At 71.2% G+C, this 18491-nt stretch carries 18 protein-coding genes and 1 pseudogene; 18 read left to right on the top strand and 1 reads right to left on the bottom strand.

Annotation, left to right across the window (positions count from 1 at the left end):
• Positions 1-10 precede the first annotated feature (10 nt).
• The 4 genes and pseudogenes from WJ438_RS12490 (at position 11) to ffh (ending at position 5293) form a co-directional block, all read left to right on the top strand.
• Positions 11-1351: an ammonium transporter gene (locus tag WJ438_RS12490; RefSeq protein WP_406725308.1), complete on the top strand. Its 1341-nt coding sequence runs from the start codon at positions 11-13 to the stop codon at positions 1349-1351.
• Positions 1348-1686, top strand: coding sequence for a P-II family nitrogen regulator (locus WJ438_RS12485; protein WP_406725307.1), 339 nt, complete (start codon positions 1348-1350; stop codon positions 1684-1686). The genes WJ438_RS12490 and WJ438_RS12485 overlap by 4 nt, the downstream gene beginning before the upstream one ends.
• Before the next feature lie 28 nt (positions 1687-1714).
• A pseudogene (locus tag WJ438_RS12480) lies at positions 1715-3523 on the top strand (ACT domain-containing protein).
• A 219-nt stretch (positions 3524-3742) separates the two neighbouring features.
• Complete coding sequence (ffh, locus tag WJ438_RS12475) at positions 3743-5293, top strand: signal recognition particle protein (protein WP_406725306.1); 1551 nt, start codon at positions 3743-3745, stop codon at positions 5291-5293.
• 74 nt (positions 5294-5367) lie between these two features.
• Here the strand turns inward: ffh and WJ438_RS12470 are convergent, their stop codons facing one another.
• On the bottom strand, positions 5368-6234 hold the full coding sequence (locus WJ438_RS12470) for a methyltransferase domain-containing protein (RefSeq protein WP_406725305.1): 867 nt from the start codon (positions 6232-6234) through the stop codon (positions 5368-5370).
• A gap of 595 nt (positions 6235-6829) precedes the next feature.
• On the opposite strand from WJ438_RS12470, the gene WJ438_RS12465 reads away from it, so the two are divergent.
• The 14 genes from WJ438_RS12465 to dprA all read left to right on the top strand — a co-directional run bounded on the left by WJ438_RS12465 (position 6830) and on the right by dprA (position 18186).
• Complete coding sequence (locus tag WJ438_RS12465; protein ID WP_109381756.1) at positions 6830-7432, top strand: hypothetical protein; 603 nt, start codon at positions 6830-6832, stop codon at positions 7430-7432.
• 342 nt (positions 7433-7774) lie between these two features.
• Positions 7775-8203 (top strand): 30S ribosomal protein S16, encoded by a 429-nt coding sequence (rpsP, locus tag WJ438_RS12460; protein ID WP_406725304.1) that lies wholly within the window; start codon positions 7775-7777, stop codon positions 8201-8203.
• A 2-nt stretch (positions 8204-8205) separates the two neighbouring features.
• Positions 8206-8445, top strand: coding sequence for an RNA-binding protein (locus WJ438_RS12455; protein WP_224307518.1), 240 nt, complete (start codon positions 8206-8208; stop codon positions 8443-8445).
• An 81-nt stretch (positions 8446-8526) separates the two neighbouring features.
• Complete coding sequence (gene rimM, locus WJ438_RS12450) at positions 8527-9069, top strand: ribosome maturation factor RimM (protein ID WP_406725303.1); 543 nt, start codon at positions 8527-8529, stop codon at positions 9067-9069.
• Positions 9069-9902 carry a tRNA (guanosine(37)-N1)-methyltransferase TrmD gene (gene trmD / locus WJ438_RS12445; RefSeq protein ID WP_406725302.1) on the top strand — a complete coding sequence of 278 codons (834 nt, stop codon included), beginning with the start codon at positions 9069-9071 and terminating at the stop codon, positions 9900-9902. The genes rimM and trmD overlap by 1 nt, the downstream gene beginning before the upstream one ends.
• A 133-nt stretch (positions 9903-10035) precedes the next feature.
• Complete coding sequence (gene rplS, locus WJ438_RS12440; protein WP_406725301.1) at positions 10036-10386, top strand: 50S ribosomal protein L19; 351 nt, start codon at positions 10036-10038, stop codon at positions 10384-10386.
• 45 nt (positions 10387-10431) lie between these two features.
• Positions 10432-11160, top strand: a complete 729-nt coding sequence (gene lepB, locus WJ438_RS12435) for a signal peptidase I (protein WP_406725300.1) — start codon at positions 10432-10434, stop codon at positions 11158-11160.
• Entirely contained in the window at positions 11153-12247 is a 1095-nt protein-coding gene (gene lepB / locus WJ438_RS12430; protein WP_406725299.1) for a signal peptidase I, read from the top strand. The genes lepB (WJ438_RS12435) and lepB (WJ438_RS12430) overlap by 8 nt, the downstream gene beginning before the upstream one ends.
• Positions 12135-13115 (top strand): signal peptidase I, encoded by a 981-nt coding sequence (gene lepB, locus WJ438_RS12425; protein ID WP_406725298.1) that lies wholly within the window; start codon positions 12135-12137, stop codon positions 13113-13115. The genes lepB (WJ438_RS12430) and lepB (WJ438_RS12425) overlap by 113 nt, the downstream gene beginning before the upstream one ends.
• 54 nt (positions 13116-13169) lie before the next feature.
• The gene (lepB, locus tag WJ438_RS12420; RefSeq protein ID WP_406725297.1) at positions 13170-13949 is read left to right on the top strand and encodes a signal peptidase I; all 780 of its coding nucleotides are present in this window, start codon (positions 13170-13172) and stop codon (positions 13947-13949) included.
• On the top strand, positions 13939-14463 hold the full coding sequence (locus WJ438_RS12415) for an NUDIX hydrolase (protein WP_406725296.1): 525 nt from the start codon (positions 13939-13941) through the stop codon (positions 14461-14463). Before lepB (WJ438_RS12420) ends, WJ438_RS12415 begins: the two co-directional genes overlap by 11 nt.
• Positions 14464-14568: 105 nt before the next feature.
• Complete coding sequence (locus WJ438_RS12410) at positions 14569-14877, top strand: DUF2469 domain-containing protein (RefSeq protein ID WP_003965949.1); 309 nt, start codon at positions 14569-14571, stop codon at positions 14875-14877.
• A gap of 109 nt (positions 14878-14986) precedes the next feature.
• The gene (locus WJ438_RS12405) at positions 14987-16984 is read left to right on the top strand and encodes a YraN family protein (RefSeq protein WP_406725295.1); all 1998 of its coding nucleotides are present in this window, start codon (positions 14987-14989) and stop codon (positions 16982-16984) included.
• On the top strand, positions 16981-18186 hold the full coding sequence (dprA, locus tag WJ438_RS12400) for a DNA-processing protein DprA (RefSeq protein WP_406725294.1): 1206 nt from the start codon (positions 16981-16983) through the stop codon (positions 18184-18186). Before WJ438_RS12405 ends, dprA begins: the two co-directional genes overlap by 4 nt.
• Positions 18187-18491: the final 305 nt, after the last annotated feature.

The following is an 18491-nucleotide window of genomic DNA, read 5'->3' as shown; positions in this document are numbered from 1 at the left end:
GGAGACGCCGATGGCAGCAGCCGTCACCCTTGCCGCGGAGACGCCCACGCTCTCTGCCGCCAACACAGGGTTCATGCTCATCTGTTCCGCCCTGGTGATGCTCATGACCCCGGGCCTGGCCTTCTTCTACGGAGGCATGGTCCGCGTCAAGAGCACCCTGAACATGCTGATGATGAGCTTCATCAGCCTGGGAATCGTCACCGTCCTGTGGGTGCTGTACGGCTTCTCCATGGCGTTCGGCACCGACTCCGGCGGCCTGGTCGGATGGAACTCCGACTGGGTCGGCCTCGGCGGCATCGGCCTGACCGAGCTGTGGGACGGCTACACCATCCCCGTCTTCGTCTTCCTGGTCTTCCAGCTGATGTTCGCCGTCCTCACCCCCGCCCTGATCAGCGGCGCGCTCGCGGACCGCGTGAAGTTCACCGCGTGGGCGCTGTTCATCGCCCTGTGGGCCACCATCGCCTACTTCCCGGTCGCCCACTGGGTCTGGGGCGCCGGCGGCTGGGCCTTCGAGCTGGGCGTCATCGACTTCGCCGGCGGGACGGCCGTCCACATCAACGCCGGTGCCGCCGCGCTCGGTGTGGTCCTGGTGATCGGCAAGCGGGTCGGCTTCAGGAAGGATCCGATGCGCCCGCACAGCCTGCCGCTGGTCATGCTCGGCGCCGCGCTGCTGTGGTTCGGCTGGTTCGGCTTCAACGCCGGCTCCTGGCTCGGCAACGACGACGGCGTCGGCGCGCTGATGTTCGTCAACACCCAGGTCGCCACCGCCGCCGCCGTACTCGGCTGGCTCGCCTACGAGAAGATCCGCCACGGCGCGTTCACCACGCTGGGCGCCGCCTCCGGCGCGGTCTCGGGCCTGGTCGCCATCACGCCGGCCGGTGGGGCGGTCTCCCCGCTCGGCGCGATCGCCGTCGGCGCCGTCGCCGGTGTGCTGTGCGCCATGGCCGTCGGCCTGAAGTACCGGTTCGGCTACGACGACTCCCTGGACGTCGTCGGCGTCCACCTCGTCGGCGGCGTCATCGGCTCCCTGCTCGTCGGCTTCTTCGCCAGCGGCAAGGGCCAGTCGGACGTCCAGGGACTCTTCTACGGCGGCGGCCTCGACCAGTTCTGGAAGCAGTGCGCCGGAGTCCTCGGCGTCCTCGCCTACTCCCTGGCCGTCTCCGCGGTCCTCGCCTTCCTCCTGGACAGGACGATCGGCATGCGAGTCTCCGAGAACGACGAGGTGGCAGGCATCGACCGGGCCGAGCACGCCGAGACCGCATACGACTTCAGCGGCGCCGGCGGCGGTGCCACCCGCAACGCCGCCCCGGCGCCCGTCGCCCCGGCCGAGAGCAAGAAGGTGGACGCATGAAGCTCATCACCGCCGTCGTGAAGCCGCACCGGCTCGATGAGGTCCAGGAGGCACTGCAGGCCTTCGGGGTGCACGGGCTGACCGTCACCGAGGCCAGCGGCTACGGCCGCCAGCGCGGCCACACCGAGGTCTACCGCGGTGCCGAGTACACCGTCGACCTGGTGCCCAAGATCCGCATCGAGGTGCTGGTGGAGGACGACGATGCCGAGCAGTTGATCGACGTCGTCGTCAAGGCGGCCCGCACCGGCAAGATCGGTGACGGCAAGGTCTGGTCCCTGCCGGTCGACACGGCCGTACGGGTCCGGACCGGCGAGCGTGGCCCGAAAGCACTCTGAGACAGACCGACGGAACAGGAGTCGCCGGGTGACCAGCACGGACACACATGACGAGGCACAGGACCCGGGACCCGGCGGCTACGCGGCGGCCCGGCTGCGCCTCCTCACCGAGGAGGCGCGGTCCGGACCGCCGCGCCGCGCCGCCCTCGCCCGGCTCACGGACGACTGGCTCACCGGACTGTTCGCAGCCGGCGCGGAACACGCGCGCGGGGTCTCCCTGGTCGCCGTCGGCGGCTACGGACGCGGCGAACTCTCCCCGCGCAGCGACCTCGACCTGCTCCTCCTGCACGAGGGCGGCGACCCCAAGCCGGTCGCCGCCCTCGCCGACCGGCTCTGGTACTCCGTCTGGGACCTCGGCCTCACCCTGGACCACTCCCGTACGCACTCCGGCCGAGGCCCGCCGCACGGCCGGCGAGGACCTCAAGGTGCAGCTGGGACTGCTGGACGCCCGGCACATCGCCGGAGACCTCGGGCTCACCTCCGCACTGCGCACCACCGCACTGGCCGACTGGCGCGACCAGGCGCCGAAACGACTCCCCGAACTCCAGGAACTCTGCGTCGGACGCGCCGAGCGGCAGGGCGAACTGCAGTACCTCCTGGAACCCGACCTGAAGGAAGCCCGCGGCGGGCTGCGCGACGCCACCGCGCTGCGCGCCGTCGCCGCCTCCTGGCTCGCCGACGTCCCGCGCGAGGCACTCGCCGACGCCCGCCGCCGGCTCCTCGACGTGCGGGACGCCCTGCACCTGACGACCGGCCGCGCCACCGATCGGCTCGCGCTCCAGGAACAGGACCAGGTGGCCGGTGAACTGGGCCTGCTCGACGCCGACACCCTGCTGCGGCAGGTGTACGAGGCGGCCCGGGGCATCGCGTACGCCAGTGACGTCACCTGGCGCGAAGTGGCGCGTGTGCTGCGCTCCCGAGCCGTCCGCCCCCGGCTGCGCGAACTGGCGAGGGGGCGAAACGACTTCCTGAGAAGGGCGCTGCCGGATGGCAAGCCGGGCGCCGAGCGCTCTCCGCTGGCCGAGGACGTCGTCGAGCAGGGCGGCGAGGTGGTGCTCGCCCGCACCGCCCGGCCCGACCGCGACCCCGTGCTCCCCCTGTGCGCCGCGGCCGCCGCCGCACAGGCCGGGCTCCCGCTCTCGCCGCACGCCGTCCGGCGGCTGGCGGCCACCGTGCGTCCGCTGCCCACGCCCTGGCCCGCCGAGGCCCGCGAACAACTGGTGACCCTGCTGGGCTCCGGCCGCCCCACCGTCGACGTCTGGGCGGCGCTGGAGGCGGACGGCCTGGTCACGCGGTTGCTGCCCGACTGGGAGCGGGTCCGCTGCCACCCGCAGCGCAACGCCGTGCATCTCTGGACCGTCGATCGGCACCTCATCGAGACGGCCGTACACGCCTTCGCGCTCACCCGCCGCGTGCACCGGCCCGATCTGCTCCTCGTCGCCGAGTACGGCTCCTGCCCCAGGCCGTCCGCCTGCACGCCGACCCTGTCCGTGCCCTGGACGGCACCCTGGACATCGCCGGCCGCCTCGCCGAACGGGACGCCGCGTACCCGAGGCGGCGGGGCGTGGTCGCGCCCCCGCCGCGTGTCACGGTCGCCGCCGCCGTGTCCCGCCTGGCCACGGTGATCGAGGTCCGCGCCCAGGACGCCCCGGGGCTGCTGTTCCGGATCGGGCGGGCGCTGGAGGACGTCGGCGTCCGGGTCCGCAGCGCGCACGCGTCGCCGCTGGGGTCCAACACCGGCGACGCCTTCCATGTGACTCGTGAGGCGGGCGATCCGCTGCCGACGGATGAGGCGGCCGTGGTGGCGTGGAAACCGGAAGAGACGCTGCGGGCGTGACCTTGCGGTCATGTCGTTCGTCTATCGGGTGTGCTCCCCGTAGACGTGGGGATGATCCGTCGCGCCGAGGCGGTCGGAGAGGATGTCGCACGTGCTCCCCGCCGATGTGGGGGTGCGTCCCCGCCCACGGTGTTCCGTGGGCGGGGACGATTTGCTTGCCGGGACGGATACCCTGGAGGGCAGCCCGAAACGACCCCGACTCCGAGGACCGACGCCGCCGTGTTCGACACTCTCTCCGATCGCCTCTCAGCGACCTTCAAGAATCTGCGCGGCAAGGGGCGGTTGTCCGAGGCGGACATCGACGCCACGGCGCGCGACATCCGTATCGCCCTCCTCGAAGCGGACGTGGCACTGCCAGTCGTCCGGGCGTTCATCAAGAGCGTCAAGGAAAGGGCGCTCGGAGCCGAGGTTTCCAAGGCCCTCAACCCGGCACAGCAGTTCATCAAGATCGTCAATGACGAGCTGGTGGGCATCCTCGGTGGCGAGACGCGTCGTCTGCGGTTCGCCAAGCAGCCGCCGACCGTGATCATGCTGGCCGGTCTGCAGGGTGCCGGTAAGACCACGCTCGCGGGCAAGCTCGGCCGCTGGCTCAAGGAACAGGGCCACTCGCCGCTCCTGGTGGCCTGCGACCTCCAGCGCCCGAACGCCGTCAACCAGCTCAGCGTCGTCGCCGAGCGCGCCGGGGTCGCCGTCTACGCGCCCGAGCCGGGCAACGGCGTGGGCGACCCGGTGAAGGTCGCCGAGGACTCCATCGAGTTCGCCAAGTCCAAGGTCCACGACATCGTCGTCGTCGACACCGCGGGCCGCCTGGGCATCGACCAGGAGATGATGCAGCAGGCCGCGGACATCAGGGACGCGGTCTCGCCCGACGAGATCCTGTTCGTCGTCGACGCGATGATCGGTCAGGACGCCGTCAACACCGCCGAGGCCTTCCGCGACGGCGTCGGCTTCGACGGCGTGGTGCTCTCCAAGCTCGACGGTGACGCCCGCGGTGGTGCGGCCCTGTCGATCGCCTCGGTGACCGGCAAGCCGATCATGTTCGCGTCGAACGGCGAGAAGCTCGACGAGTTCGACGCCTTCCATCCCGACCGGATGGCCTCCCGCATCCTCGACATGGGTGACCTGCTCACCCTGATCGAGCAGGCGGAGAAGACGTTCAGCCAGGAAGAGGCCGCCCAGATGGCCTCCAAGCTGGCGTCCAAGAAGGGCCAGGACTTCACCCTGGACGACTTCCTGGCCCAGATGGAGCAGGTCAGGAAAATGGGCAGCATCTCCAAGCTGCTCGGCATGCTGCCCGGCATGGGGCAGATCAAGGACCAGATCAACAATCTCGACGAGCGGGACGTCGACCGCACGGCCGCGATCATCAAGTCGATGACCCCGGCCGAGCGCCAGGACGCGTCGATCATCAACGGCTCGCGCCGCGCCCGTATCGCCAAGGGCTCCGGTGTCGAGGTCAGTGCAGTGAAGTCCCTTGTGGAGCGGTTCTTCGAGGCCCGCAAGATGATGTCCCGCATGGCCCAGGGCGGCGGCATGCCGGGGATGCCCGGGATGCCGGGCACGGGTGGCGGCCCCGGCCGGCAGAAGAAGCAGCAGAAGAAGGCCAAGGGCAAGCAGCGCTCCGGCAATCCGATGAAGCGCAAGCAGCAGGAGCAGGAGGCGGCCGCGCGCCGCGCGGCCGCCGCAGAGGGCGGCAACGCCTTCGGGCTGCCGCAGCAGGGTGGCCAGGAATTCGAGCTGCCCGATGAGTTCAAGAAGTTCATGGGCTGAGATGTGCGGGGCTGACGGCCCCGTCCGTACGTCACGGGGGCGCCCCTTGCCGAAGGGGTGCCCCCGTGACGGCGTCAGGGTGTCCGCGCGATCAGGTACCGGAACACGTTCGGCATCCACACGGTTCCGTCCTTCCGCCGGTACGGGTGCAGTGCCTCGGCCAGTTCCTTGTTCACCTGCACCTGGTCCGTCGCGGCGATCGCCGGGTCGAACAGTCCCGTCGACAGCAGCCCCCGTACGGCGCTGTCCACGTCGGCGTACCCGAAGGGGCAGGCCACCCGTCCCGAGCCGTCCGGCCTGAGGCCCGCCCGCTGGGCGACCTCCTCCAAGTCGTCGCGGTGTCCGGGCCGCCAGTTGCCCGTGCCGCGAACCGGCTCCGCCAGCCTGGTGGCCACCCGGAGCACGGACACCGTGGCGCAGCGCTCCGGCGGACCCCAGCCGGCGAGCACCACGGCCGCTCCGCGCTCGGCGAGCGGCGTCGCCTCGGCGAGCAGTTCCCCCAGCTCTTCCGCGTCGCCCGCGAGGCATCCGATTGGTTCGAAGGCGGTCACCACGGTGTACGCGGCGGTGTTCCCGACGGCCGTGTCCCCGGGGGAGCCGTCCACGATCCGGGCGTCGATCCCGGTGTCCGCACGCGCGCGTGTGCCCCGCCCGGTGGGCAGCAGTCGCTCGCGCGCGTGGGCCAGCCGGTGGGGCGAGGTGTCGACACCGATGACCGCGGCGCCCCGGGAGGCCGCCATCAGCAGGGCGAGCCCCGAACCGCAGCCGAGGCCGAGCAGCCGTGTCGCGGGCCCCACGCCCAGGCGCTCGTAGACGGCCTCGTAGAGCGGTACGAGCATCCTCTCCTGTATCTCGGACCAGTCACGCGCGCGTACTCGCCGGTCCACGCGAGGACTGTGTCCCGTGCGGGGAAGCTGCTGCCGCGCGAGCGTAGGTGTCATAGGTAAGCGCCCCAATCAGCCGAGAGTTGCCGCCTTGCCTGATCACATGGCCCCCGTGCAGTGCGCTCGCACTCCCCCGTATGCCAGGAAACTCCGCCCTCGACCCGGCGTCCAGTGGAACGGGGCGGTGGCTTGGTAGTCGCTCGTGCCAGTGGCAAGAACTAATATTCCGGTAATCGCGGGGCGATGAGCATGTTCCGGCCAAGGTCCGCAAACCGGTGGTCGCGGTCGCGTCCGGTGGCGTCCCGTCGCGGTGGGCGGACCGGTGCAGGGCGCCGTCGGCGGACCCGGTAACGTCGCGGGTGTGGCACTCGTCCACCGGGCGGGGGCGCTCCGCCGTGAGAGAGCGGCCGAAACGCCTCTTGCGTACCCGTGGATCGCAGGCGCACCGACGCGCGGGCTCCGCGTACGCGCCGGGCCGGGGGGCGGTGTACGTCGGCCTACGCACCACCTTGAGAGGAGCTGCGAGGCTTCTCCGCAGATCAGCGCACCCGCCCATCGTCGGGACGCATGAGCGGGTACTGACGGGTAAGGGCAAATTATTTGGGATGCCCCGGAATCGGAACACAGAGGCACCCCGGCTCGTTGTCATTACGTGAGCACGACACAGACACCACCTGTACTCGCCGCAGAACTGGCGCAGGCGTGGGCCGATATCCAGCGGTACCACCCCGAGCTGCCCGATCTTGCCGCGCCCGAGTCCCTGATCGGGGAGTCGTCGTCCGCGTGCGGTCACGAACTCTCCTTCGAGCGACTGCTGCATGAGGCAGTCCATGGCGTCGCCGCCGCGCGCGGCGTACGCGACACCTCCCGAGCCGGCCGCTACCACAACCGCAGATTCCTCGCGATCGCCGAGGAGCTGGGCCTGGACCACCCCGACGAGCCGCATCCCAGCAGCGGCTTCTCGCTGGTCGCACTCACTCCGGAGGCGAAGCGCCGCTACCGCCCGACGACGGAGCGACTCCAGCGAGCCCTGAAGGCACATTCCGCCGCGACCGCGGGTGACACCGCCCGCAGCTTCCGAGGTCCGGCGGCACGGCACGGTTCGTCCGGCGGTGGTGTGCGCGTCAAAGCCGTCTGCGACTGCGGTCGCAATGTGCGCGTCGTCCCGTCGGTGCTGGCCCAGGCCCCCATCGTCTGCGGCGGCTGCGGCAAGCCGTTCAGGATCCCCGAGACGGTGGCCTCGGCGGCGAGCTGACAGCAACCCGGCATCTCGTGGGTGCCGGACGCATCGGACAGGCTCCGGAGGCGCGCGGGTGCCGTCCCGCCCGCCGGTTCGAGGCCGGTCGTGCCGCCGGGGCGGCCCCACCCGGCGCGGCGGCACCACCGCGTCGCGCCGGGTGGGGCTGAGGCCTGCCCGCGCGCGGACCTGCGGTCCCGGGTGCCCCGTGGCGTGTGGCACAATGGCTAGCTGTACTCGACAGCCGCACAGGAACCCTCTCGCCTCCGGCTGACGCGTCCATCGGGCAATCGGGTACCGCAACCCCACGCGGCCTTCCCGCCGTGCCCAACCACGTCAAATCCAGGAGAATCCACTCCCGTGGCAGTCAAGATCAAGCTGAAGCGTCTGGGCAAGATCCGTTCGCCTCACTACCGCATCGTCGTCGCCGACTCCCGTACCCGCCGTGACGGCCGGGCCATCGAGGAGATCGGCAAGTACCACCCGACGTACAACCCGTCGGTGATGGAGGTCGACGCTGAGCGCGTGGCGTACTGGCTCGGTGTCGGTGCTCAGCCGACCGAGTCCGTGCTCGCCATCCTCAAGAAGACCGGCGACTGGCAGAAGTTCAAGGGCGAGCCCGCTCCGGCCCCGCTGCTGCAGCAGGCCGAGAAGTCCGTGCGCCCGTCGTTCGAGGCGCTCGGCGGCGAGGACGAGGGCAAGGGTGAGGCGATCACCCAGAAGAAGAAGACCGAGAAGAAGGACGAGGCCGCCGCTGAGTCCTCCTCGTCTGCGTCGACCGAGGCCTGAGCATGCTCGAGGACGCTCTCGAGCACCTCGTGAAGGGCATCGTCGACAATCCTGACGATGTGCAGGTCGCCTCGCGCGACCTGCGCCGCGGGCGGGTGCTCGAGGTCCGGGTCCACCCGGACGACCTCGGCAAGGTGATCGGCCGCAATGGCCGCACCGCACGCGCCCTGCGGACCGTCGTGGGCGCCATCGGCGGCCGCGGTGTCCGTGTCGACCTCGTCGACGTGGACCACGTCCGCTGACGCTCAGCGCAACCGGCTCGGGCCGGGGAGGGCCTCAGGGCCGTCCCCGGCCCGTCGTCGTACGACAGGAGATCAAGCACAGTGCAGCTGGTAGTCGCTCGCATCGGCCGTGCCCACGGCATCAAGGGCGAGGTCACGGTGGAGGTCCGCACCGATGAGCCGGAGCTGAGGCTCGGGCCCGGCGCGGTCCTCACCACCGATCCCGCCACCGTCGGTCCGCTCACCATCGAGACCGGCCGGGTGCACAGCGGTCGCCTCCTGCTGCGTTTCGAGGGCGTCCACGATCGCGCCGGCGCCGAGGCGCTGCGCAACACCCTCCTCATCGCCGAGGTCGACCCGGACGAGCGGCCCGAGGACGAGGACGAGTACTACGACCACCAGCTGATCGACCTGGACGTCGTCACCGAGGACGGGCGGCACGTCGGCCGGATCACCGAGATCTCCCACCTGCCGGCGCAGGACCTGTTCGTGGTGGAGCGCCCCGACGGCAGCGAGGTGTACGTGCCGTTCGTGGAGCAGATCGTCACCGGGATCGACCTCGAGGAGCAGCGCGCGGTCATCGATCCGCCGCCGGGCCTGATCGACGACCGGGCTGAGATCGACTCCGCGCGGGACGAGACGTGATGCGGCTCGACATCGTCACCATCTTCCCCGAGTACCTCGAACCGCTGAACGTCTCCCTTGTGGGCAAGGCACGCGCGCGTGGACAACTGAACGTCCAGGTGCACGATCTCCGCTCGTGGACCCACGACCGGCACAACACCGTCGACGACACCCCGTACGGCGGCGGACCCGGCATGGTCATGAAGACCGAACCGTGGGGCGAGGCGCTCGACGAGGTCCTGGCGGATGGCTACGAGACCGGCGCGCACGCGCCTGTCCTGGTCGTCCCCACCCCCAGCGGCCGCCCCTTCACCCAGGAACTCGCCGTCCAACTCTCCGAGTGTCCCTGGCTGATCTTCACCCCGGCCCGTTACGAGGGCATCGACCGGCGCGTCGTCGACGAGTACGCGACCCGTATGCCCGTCCACGAGGTGTCCATCGGCGACTACGTCCTGGCCGGCGGCGAGGCGGCCGTCCTCGTCGTCACCGAGGCCGTGGCCCGGCTGCTGCCCGGCGTCCTGGGCAACGCCGAGTCCCACCGGGACGACTCCTTCGCTCCGGGCGCCATGGCGGACCTCCTCGAAGGGCCGGTCCACACCAAGCCGCCCGTCTGGCGCGGCCGGGGGATTCCCGAGGTGCTGCTCAGCGGGCACCACGGGAAGATCGCCCGCTGGCGGCGCGACGAGGCGCTCAGGCGCACCACCGCGCACCGGCCCGATCTCATCGAACGCTGCGATCCGGGGGCCTTCGACAAGAAGGACCGCGAGATGCTCTCCATCCTGGGCTGGGAACCGGACCCGGAGGGGAAGCCCTACGGTCGATTTTGGCGCAGGACCGGCGGCGTGGAAGAATAGGCCGCTGTTGTGCGCCGTCCGGCGTGCGCCCCTGCCGTAGGGGGACACGACGCCCGCCCCGGACCGCACATCCGAGATCCGAACCTCTAGTTGCCGTTGATGACCTGCGGCATCAGCGAAGAAAGCAGACGAAATGTCTCACCTGCTCGACTCCGTAGACTCCGCGTCGCTGCGCAGCGACGTCCCGGACTTCCGTCCCGGCGACACCGTCAACGTCCACGTGCGCGTCATCGAGGGCAACCGCACCCGTGTGCAGCAGTTCAAGGGCGTGGTGATCCGCCGCCAGGGTGCCGGCGTACGCGAGACCTTCACGGTTCGCAAGGTCTCCTTCTCCGTCGGCGTCGAGCGCACCTTCCCGGTGCACACCCCGATCGTGGAGAAGATCGAGCTCGTCACCAAGGGTGACGTCCGTCGCGCCAAGCTGTACTACCTGCGTGACCTGCGCGGCAAGGCGGCGAAGATCAAGGAGAAGCGCGAGAGCTGAGCGCTTTTCCGAGGTGAGCCCGGGGCCGGATAACATCTGGCCTCGATGGACACCGAAGCACAGCCGACGGAACGCGACCGTTCCTCCCACCCGGCCGGACCCGAGGAGACCTCGGAGGCCCCGGGTCCGGAGGAACGGTCGCGTTCCTCGTTGGTGCCGCGTCTCGTGGGCCGGCTCCCCGGACGGTGGATGACCGCGGCCCTGCTGCTCCTGCTCGCGCTCAGCACATTCGTAGTGCGGCCGTTCCAGATCCCCAGCGGATCGATGGCTCCCTCATTGAGGGCCGGGGACCGCGTTGTCGTACTGAAGTTGGCATACCTTTTCGGAGCCGAGCCGCAGCGTGGCGACGTGGTGGTGTTCGACGGCACCGGGTATTTCGGGGACACCGACTACATCAAGCGCGTTGTCGGTGTGGGCGGGGACCACGTGGTCTGCTGCGACAGGGAGGGGAAAATCCGGGTGAACGGCCGGTCGGTCGACGAGTCGGGCTTCCTGTTCCCCGGCGAGGGCGCGTCCACGGTGCCCTTCGACGTCGCCGTACCCGAGGGACGCCTGTTCGTCCTCGGCGATCACCGCGGCGACTCCAGTGACTCCCGCGACCACCTCGGATCGCCCGGCGGCGGCATGATCCCGGTGAGTGCGGTGATCGGCCGCGCCGACTGGATCGTCTCGCCCTTCGACCGCACCACCCGGCTGCACCGCCCCGACGCCTACGCGCGCGTGCCGGCCCCGGGTACGAACGCGGCGCACCCCGGGGAGGGAGCCCATGGGTAACCGCGGCAAACCCCGCGGCGTCCCGGTGAGCGCCGCGGAGAACCTGCTGCCCACCGGCGCGCGCCGCGCGGTCAGCGCGTCCAGCGGGCGGAGCCGGGCCGACCGGCGCAAACTCCAGCGGAAGGTCAAGCGGCGGCGCAGGCGCGGCGCGGTCAAGGAGATACCGCTCCTGATCGGGGTCGCCGTCGTGATAGCGCTGGTGCTGAAGACGTTCCTCGTCCAGGCCTTCGTCATCCCGTCCGGCTCCATGGAGCAGACGATCCAGATCGGCGACCGCGTCCTGGTCGACAAGTTCACCCCGTGGTTCGGCTCCAAGCCGCAGCGCGGCGACGTCGTCGTGTTCAAGGACCCCGGTGGCTGGCTGCAGGACGAGCAGACCACTCCCACGAGGGACGACCCGGTCGGCATCAAGCAGGTCAAGGACGGGCTCACGTTCATCGGGCTGCTGCCGTCGGAGAACGAGAAGGACCTCATCAAGCGGGTCGTCGGAATCGGCGGAGACCAGGTCAAGTGCTGTGACACGCAGGGCCGGGTCACCGTCAACGGCGTGCCCCTGGAGGAGGGCGACTACCTCTACCCGGGCAACGCCCCGTCCACGACGCCGTTCGAGGTCACCGTGCCCGAGGGGCGCCTGTGGGTGATGGGCGACCACCGGTCCAACTCCGCCGATTCCCGTTTCCACCAGGACACCGACTACGGCGGCACCGTCTCCGAGGAGGAGGTGGTGGGCCGGGCCATGGTCATCGCCTGGCCGTTCGGTCACTGGAACACTCTGGACGAGCCGAAAACCTATGCGTCCGTGGCGGACCCGACACGCGGATCGACCGCTGCAGCCCCGCTGTCGCATAGGGTTGCCCAGGACCATTCGAACGGAATGATTCAGCTCCCGAGCCCTGCGGAACTCCCGCTCGTTATGGGAGTGGTGGGCCTGCGCCGCGCATGGGGCAGGCGGCGGCACAGAGTGAGGAGCTGGCGTGGGGGATGTGGCGGTTGGCGCACGGTCCGGAGCCGACGGCGAGGAGCACCGCGATCGGCCCGCGGGGCCGGACGTCCCGGCCGAGGACAGCGCCGCGGCCTTCGGGAATGACTCCCCGGCGGTCCAGGAGGGCAGAGTGAGGGACGACCGGACGAGGACCGGGGACCAGGGGCCGAACGAGCCGCCCCGTCAGCAGAAGAAGCCACGGTCCTTCTGGAAGGAACTGCCCATCCTGGTCGGTGTCGCGCTGGTGCTGGCGCTGCTGATCAAGACATTCCTGCTGCAGGCGTTCTCGATCCCGTCGGACTCGATGCAGAACACCCTCCAGCAGGGTGACCGCGTCCTGGTCGACAAGCTCACCCCCTGGTTCGGTTCCGAGCCCGAGCGCGGCGAGGTCGTGGTGTTCCACGACCCCGACAACTGGCTGGCGGGCGAGCCGACGGCGGACCCCAACGCGCTGCAGAAGGTCCTCAGCTGGATCGGCCTGATGCCGTCCGCGGAGGAGAAGGACCTGATCAAGCGGGTCGTCGGGATCGGCGGAGACGTCGTCGAGTGCAAGGGCACCGGGCCGCTGACGGTCAACGGCGTCGCCCTGAACGAGGCGTCGTACGTCTACCCGGGCAACACACCGTGCAGCCAGGACGACCAGGGCGGCCAGTTCAGGGTCGAGGTGCCCGAGGGCCACATCTGGGTCATGGGCGACCACCGGCAGAACTCCCGGGACTCCCGGTACAACCAGGCCGACAAGAACAACGGCATGGTCCCGGTGCAGGAAGTCGTCGGCCGTGCCGTCGTCATCGGCTGGCCGGTCGACCGCTGGGACTACCTCGAGGTCCCGGACACCTTCGACCAGCCCGCGCTGAACACCGAGGCGTCGGCCGGGGCGGCCCTGTCGGTGGCGCCCCAGGGGCTCGCGCTGGTGGGCGCCGTGCCGCTGGTGCTCTGGCGGCGCAGGCTCAGCGGTGGCGGCGAGCGCTGAGCGCCGCCGAGGAGGGGCTGCCCCGGTTCGGTACCGCCGGGTAGGGTGCCGCCCATGACTGGTCAGAGCACGACGCGTACGGCTTCGCGGGGCGGCGGTGCGGGCCGGGGCCCGGCGGGCGGCCGGACCGGGCAGCGACTGTCCTCACTGGCCGTGGCGCTGGGCGTGGTGCTCTTCCTCGGCGGATTCGCCTGGGGAGCGGTGGTGTACCGGCCGTACACCGTGCCCACCACCTCGATGGCGCCGACGATCGGCGCCGGTGACCGGGTGCTGGCCCAACGCATCGACAGCGGTGACGTGCGCCGCGGTGACGTCGTGGTCTTCGAGGACACGAACTGGGCGAACGTACCGGTCCTCAAGCGGGTGGTCGCCGTCGGCGGCGACACCGTCTCCTGCTGCGAGGACGGCCGGCTGAAGGTCAATGGTACGGAGATCGACGAACCGTACCTCCCCGAGGACGAGGTGGCCGGGTCCGGAGACTTCCCGGAAGTGACCGTGCCGAAGGGACGGCTGTTCCTGCTCGGTGACGAGCGGGCCGGTTCCGTGGACTCCACCTCCCATCTCACCGACGCCGCGAACGGCACCGTCTCCCGCGGGGCCGTCCGGGCCCGGGTCGACGCCGTGGTCTGGCCGGTGGACGGCATGCTGAAGGCCCCCACCGGCTTCGAGGAACTCGGCGCGCTCTCGTCGCCGGGGCCGCTGCGGACGATCGTCGCCCTGGTGAGCGCCGGCGCCGTGCTCATTCTCGGCGGCGCCGCGTACGACCCCCTCGCCAAGCGTGCCGGAGCCGCCCGGGCCCGGAAGGCGGACGCGGGGGCGTCCGGTGGCCGCTGAGGCGGTCCGCCCGGCCGAGGATTCCTACGACGGCGGGCTGCGCAGGGTCGCCCGCGTCGTGCTGCTCGACCCGCGGGACCGCATCCTGCTGCTGCACGGCCATGAACCGGACGACCCGGCCGACGACTGGTGGTTCACACCCGGCGGCGGCGTGGAGGGCGACGAGACCCGGGAACAGGCCGCGCTGCGGGAACTCGCGGAGGAGACGGGCATCACCGAGGTGGAGTTGGGACCCGTGCTGTGGCGGCGACAGTGCTCCTTCCCGTTCGCGGGCCGCCGCTGGGACCAGGACGAGTGGTACTACCTCGCCCGCACCGCCCGGACGGCCACCGGGGCCACGGCGCTGACCGAACTGGAGCGGCGCAGTGTCGCCGGAGCGCGCTGGTGGACGTGCCCGGAACTGGCGCTGACACATGAGACGGTGTACCCGACCAGACTCGCCGAACTGCTGCGCACGCTGCTCGACGAGGGCCCTCCGGCCGGACCCGTGACCCTCGACACCGAGATCGTCTAGCGAAAGGCCCCGAGGGCTGTCCGGCAGGGCAGGCCGGCTTCAGGGGCGAGGGCCCCTGGGACTGGCGCACAATGGTGGGATCGCACGGGTGAAGGGGAACATGCCATGAGCGCCGAGGACCTCGAGAAGTACGAGACCGAGATGGAGCTCAAGCTCTACCGGGAGTACCGCGATGTCGTCGGCCTGTTCAAGTACGTGATCGAAACCGAGCGCCGCTTCTATCTGACCAATGACTACGAGATGCAGGTGCACTCGGTCCAGGGCGAGGTGTTCTTCGAGGTGTCCATGGCGGATGCCTGGGTCTGGGACATGTATCGGCCGGCCAGGTTCGTGAAGCAGGTACGTGTCCTGACGTTCAAGGACGTGAATATCGAAGAGCTCAACAAGAGCGATCTGGAGCTCCCCGGCGGGTGACCGCAGCCCCGTGGCGGGTGACGGAGTTGTCCACAACCGCCGGGTTATCCACCAAGATCCACTTCGGGCGGCCGACTGCGTGACGGTTGGCGCCGGAGGTGGTGCCGACATGAACACCCAGCAGGCACGCAGCGCACTCGGCAGGTACGGCGAGGCGCTGGCCGCGCGGCGGCTGGCGCAGGCCGGAATGACGGTCCTGGAGCGCAACTGGCGCTGCGGCAGAACCGGTGAGATCGACATCGTGGCCAGGGACGGAGACGTCCTCGTCGTCTGTGAGGTGAAGACCCGCAGGGCCGCGGCCTTCCAGCACCCCATGGAGGCCGTCGACCCCGCCAAGGCGAGCCGCCTGCGGGACCTGGCGCAGCGCTGGCTCCAGGAACACGGGGAGCACCGCCCGGCGGCGTCCGCATCGACCTGGTCGGCGTCCTGCTGCCGGAGCGGGGCGCGCCCCGGGTCGAGCACGTCCGGGGGGTGGCCTGAGATGGGGTTCGCCCGTACCTGCTCGGTGGCGCTGGTGGGCGTCGAGGGTGTGGTCGTGGAGGTCCAGGCCGACCTGGAACCGGGAGTGGCGGCGTTCACCCTGGTGGGGCTGCCGGACAAGAGCCTGACGGAGAGCCGGGACCGGGTCAGGGCCGCCGTGGTCAACTCCGGTGCGGAATGGCCGCAGAAGAAGCTCACCGTGGGACTCAGCCCGGCATCGGTGCCGAAGGCCGGCAGTGGCTTCGACCTGGCCGTCGCCAGTGCCGTCCTGGGCGCCGCAGAGCGGATCGATCCGCGGGTGCTCGCCGACCTCGTGATGATCGGTGAGCTGGGACTGGACGGCAGGGTGCGACCGGTCCGGGGCACGCTGCCCGCGGTCATCGCGGCGGCCGACGCGGGGTACGAACAGGTGGTGGTGCCCGAGTGTGCCGCCGCCGAGGCCTCGCTGGTGCCGGGTGTGTCGGTACTGGGCGTCCGCAGCCTGCGCCAGCTGATCGCCGTTCTCACCGACGAACCGGTGCCCGAGGAGGAACCGGGCGGCCAGGGGCGGCCCGATCCGCTCCTGGCCGGGCTGCGGGTGCCCGGCACCGGCGCGGCCACCGGCATGCACAGCGCCGGCGCGGCCCACTACGACCCCGGCCACGACCTCGCCGACGTCGTCGGCCAGCTTCCGGCGCGGACCGGGGTGGAGGTGGCGGCGGCCGGAGGGCACCACCTGTTCCTCGAGGGACCGCCCGGCGCGGGCAAGACCATGCTCGCGGAGCGGCTGCCCTCGCTCCTGCCCCCGCTCGACCGGCAGGAGTCGCTGGAGGTCACGGCGGTGCATTCGGTGGCCGGTCTGCTGCCCCCGGGCAAGCCCCTGATCGACATCGCCCCCTACTGCGCCCCGCACCACTCGGCCACGATGCAGGCACTCGTCGGCGGCGGCCCCGGAATCGCCCGGCCCGGAGCGGTGTCCCTCGCGCACCGGGGTGTGCTCTTCCTGGACGAGACCCCCGAGTTCGGCGGCCGTGCCCTGGACGCCCTGCGCCAGCCGCTGGAGGCCGGGCACGTCGTCATCGCGCGCAGTTCTGGCGTCGTGCGCTTCCCGGCGAGGTTCCTGATGGTGCTCGCCGCCAATCCCTGTCCCTGCGGCCGCTTCTCGCCGAAGGACACCCTGTGCGACTGCCCGCCCTCGTTGATTCGCCGCTACCAGGCCCGGCTGTCCGGCCCGCTGCTCGACCGGGTCGACCTGCGGGTCGAGGCCGAGCGCGTCACACGCGCCGAACTGACCGCCGACGGAGCCCGCGGCGAATCCACCGCCACGGTCGCCGACCGGGTGCGCGCGGCCCGTGAACGTGCCGCCGCGCGGCTCACCGGCACCCCGTGGCGGACCAACGGCGACATCCCCGGACGGGAGCTGCGCCGACGCTGGCACGCGGCGCCCGGCGCGATGGAGGATGCCGAGCGGAGCCTGGAGCGCGGTGTGCTCAGCGCCCGCGGACTCGACCGGGTGCTGCGGGTCGCCTGGACCGTGGCCGACCTGGTCGGCCACGGCCGGCCCGACGCCACGGACGTCGCCCTCGCGCTGCAACTGCGCACCGGCGTTCCCCGCGGTGTGCCCATGGCCATCGGAGCGTTGACATGAGCTGCGCCGGCGAGCCGTCGGTACGCGTGGACCGATCCGCCGGGGAACCGGCCGACGGCCCCGGTGACGAGTTCCTCGCCCGGATCCTCCTCACACGTGTCCTCGAACCCGGTGACGAGACCGGTGGCCGGTGGGTGCGGGAACTGGGTGCGCGGGAGGTGGTGTCGCGGCTGAGGGAAGGAACCGCGCCGCTGCCGGGGGTGAGCGGCCGGCGGTGGGCCGGACTGCTGGCGCGGGCCGAGCGGGCCGAACCGGGCCGGGATCTCGCCGTCGCGCGGGACGCCGGGGCGCGGTTCGTCTGCCCCGGGACGGCCGAGTGGCCCCGGCAGCTCGACGACCTGGGGGACGGCCGGCCCCTCGGGCTGTGGGTGCGTGGCCCCGCCGACCTGCGGATGTGGGCGCTGCGCTCGGTCGCCGTCGTCGGTGCCCGCGCCTGCACCGAGTACGGCGCCCACATGGCCGCCACCCTCTCCGCCGAACTCGCCGAACGCGGATGGGTCGTGGTCTCCGGCGGCGCCTACGGGGTCGACGGCGCCGCACACCGCGGCGCGCTCGGCTCGGGCGGCGCCACCGTCGCCGTACTCGCCTGCGGAGTCGACCGGCCCTACCCGCGCGGACACACCGGACTGATCACCAGGATCGCGGAACAGGGGCTGGTGATCGGCGAGCTGCCGCCCGGTGACCATCCGACACCGAGCAGGTTCATCCTCCGCAACCGGGTCATCGCCGCACTCACCCGGGGCACCGTGGTCGTCGAGGCCGCCCACCGCAGCGGTTCCCTGGTGACCGCCAGGGCGGCTCGGCGCCTGGGGCGCCACATGATGGGGGTACCCGGGCCGGCCACCAGCGGGCGCTCCGCCGGGGTGCACGAACTGCTGCGGCGGGAGGCGGTGCTCGTCACCGACGCCGCGGAGATCATCGAACTGGTCGGAGACATGGGCGAACTGGCCCCGGACCGGCGCGGCCCGGTACTGCCCCGCGACCTGCTGGAACCGGCCGCCCGCCAGGTCCTCGACGCGCTGCCGGCGCGCGCGACGGCCGGGGTGGACGAGATCGCGCGCGGTGCGCGCACCACCCGCGACGACGCGATCGCGAGACTGTACGAACTGCGAGCACTTGGGTACGTCGAACGACATGGCGACGACTGGAAGTTGACACGCCAGGCGGTGATCCCGGTCGGCGACGGGTCCGATGATCACTGACGGAGTGTGTTCGGCCGTCCGGGGGAACGTCTACAGCCCTTGGAAAATGCGTCAGTTGGGACACCCGGGTGAACACGCAGAGCGACGAGTGTGACCCGGCGGGGCCGGGGGCGGGACACCTCCACGCACGCCCCGACCTCACTTCTTCGCGCACCGCGACCCCGCAGTCACGCTACGCTCACAAGCGTCCCGATACGGAAAGACAGTACGGAAGGCACCACGGCAGGCACCACGGCAGGCGATACGGGCAGGCGCAGACAGGCGGCTCGGTATCGGACAGACAGCTCACGCAGGCGGCAACGGTC

The sequence above is a fragment of the Streptomyces sp. GD-15H genome (assembly GCF_045291515.1).
GTDB lineage: Bacteria > Actinomycetota > Actinomycetes > Streptomycetales > Streptomycetaceae > Streptomyces.
The sequence above is the reverse complement of the archived record's forward strand: the minus strand, read 5'-3'. Positions and strand labels throughout refer to the sequence as shown.

Coding starts and splice junctions, on each gene's coding strand:
- WJ438_RS12455 (WP_224307518.1), top strand. CDS start 8,206: ATGCTCGAGGACGCTCTCGAGCACCTCGTGAAGGGCATCGTCGACAAT.
- lepB (WP_406725297.1), top strand. CDS start 13,170: ATGACTGGTCAGAGCACGACGCGTACGGCTTCGCGGGGCGGCGGTGCG.
- lepB (WP_406725300.1), top strand. CDS start 10,432: ATGGACACCGAAGCACAGCCGACGGAACGCGACCGTTCCTCCCACCCG.
- rplS (WP_406725301.1), top strand. CDS start 10,036: ATGTCTCACCTGCTCGACTCCGTAGACTCCGCGTCGCTGCGCAGCGAC.
- WJ438_RS12490 (WP_406725308.1), top strand. CDS start 11: ATGGCAGCAGCCGTCACCCTTGCCGCGGAGACGCCCACGCTCTCTGCC.
- trmD (WP_406725302.1), top strand. CDS start 9,069: ATGCGGCTCGACATCGTCACCATCTTCCCCGAGTACCTCGAACCGCTG.
- lepB (WP_406725299.1), top strand. CDS start 11,153: ATGGGTAACCGCGGCAAACCCCGCGGCGTCCCGGTGAGCGCCGCGGAG.
- WJ438_RS12410 (WP_003965949.1), top strand. CDS start 14,569: ATGAGCGCCGAGGACCTCGAGAAGTACGAGACCGAGATGGAGCTCAAG.
- WJ438_RS12485 (WP_406725307.1), top strand. CDS start 1,348: ATGAAGCTCATCACCGCCGTCGTGAAGCCGCACCGGCTCGATGAGGTC.
- WJ438_RS12405 (WP_406725295.1), top strand. CDS start 14,987: ATGAACACCCAGCAGGCACGCAGCGCACTCGGCAGGTACGGCGAGGCG.
- dprA (WP_406725294.1), top strand. CDS start 16,981: ATGAGCTGCGCCGGCGAGCCGTCGGTACGCGTGGACCGATCCGCCGGG.
- WJ438_RS12470 (WP_406725305.1), bottom strand. CDS start 6,234: ATGACACCTACGCTCGCGCGGCAGCAGCTTCCCCGCACGGGACACAGT.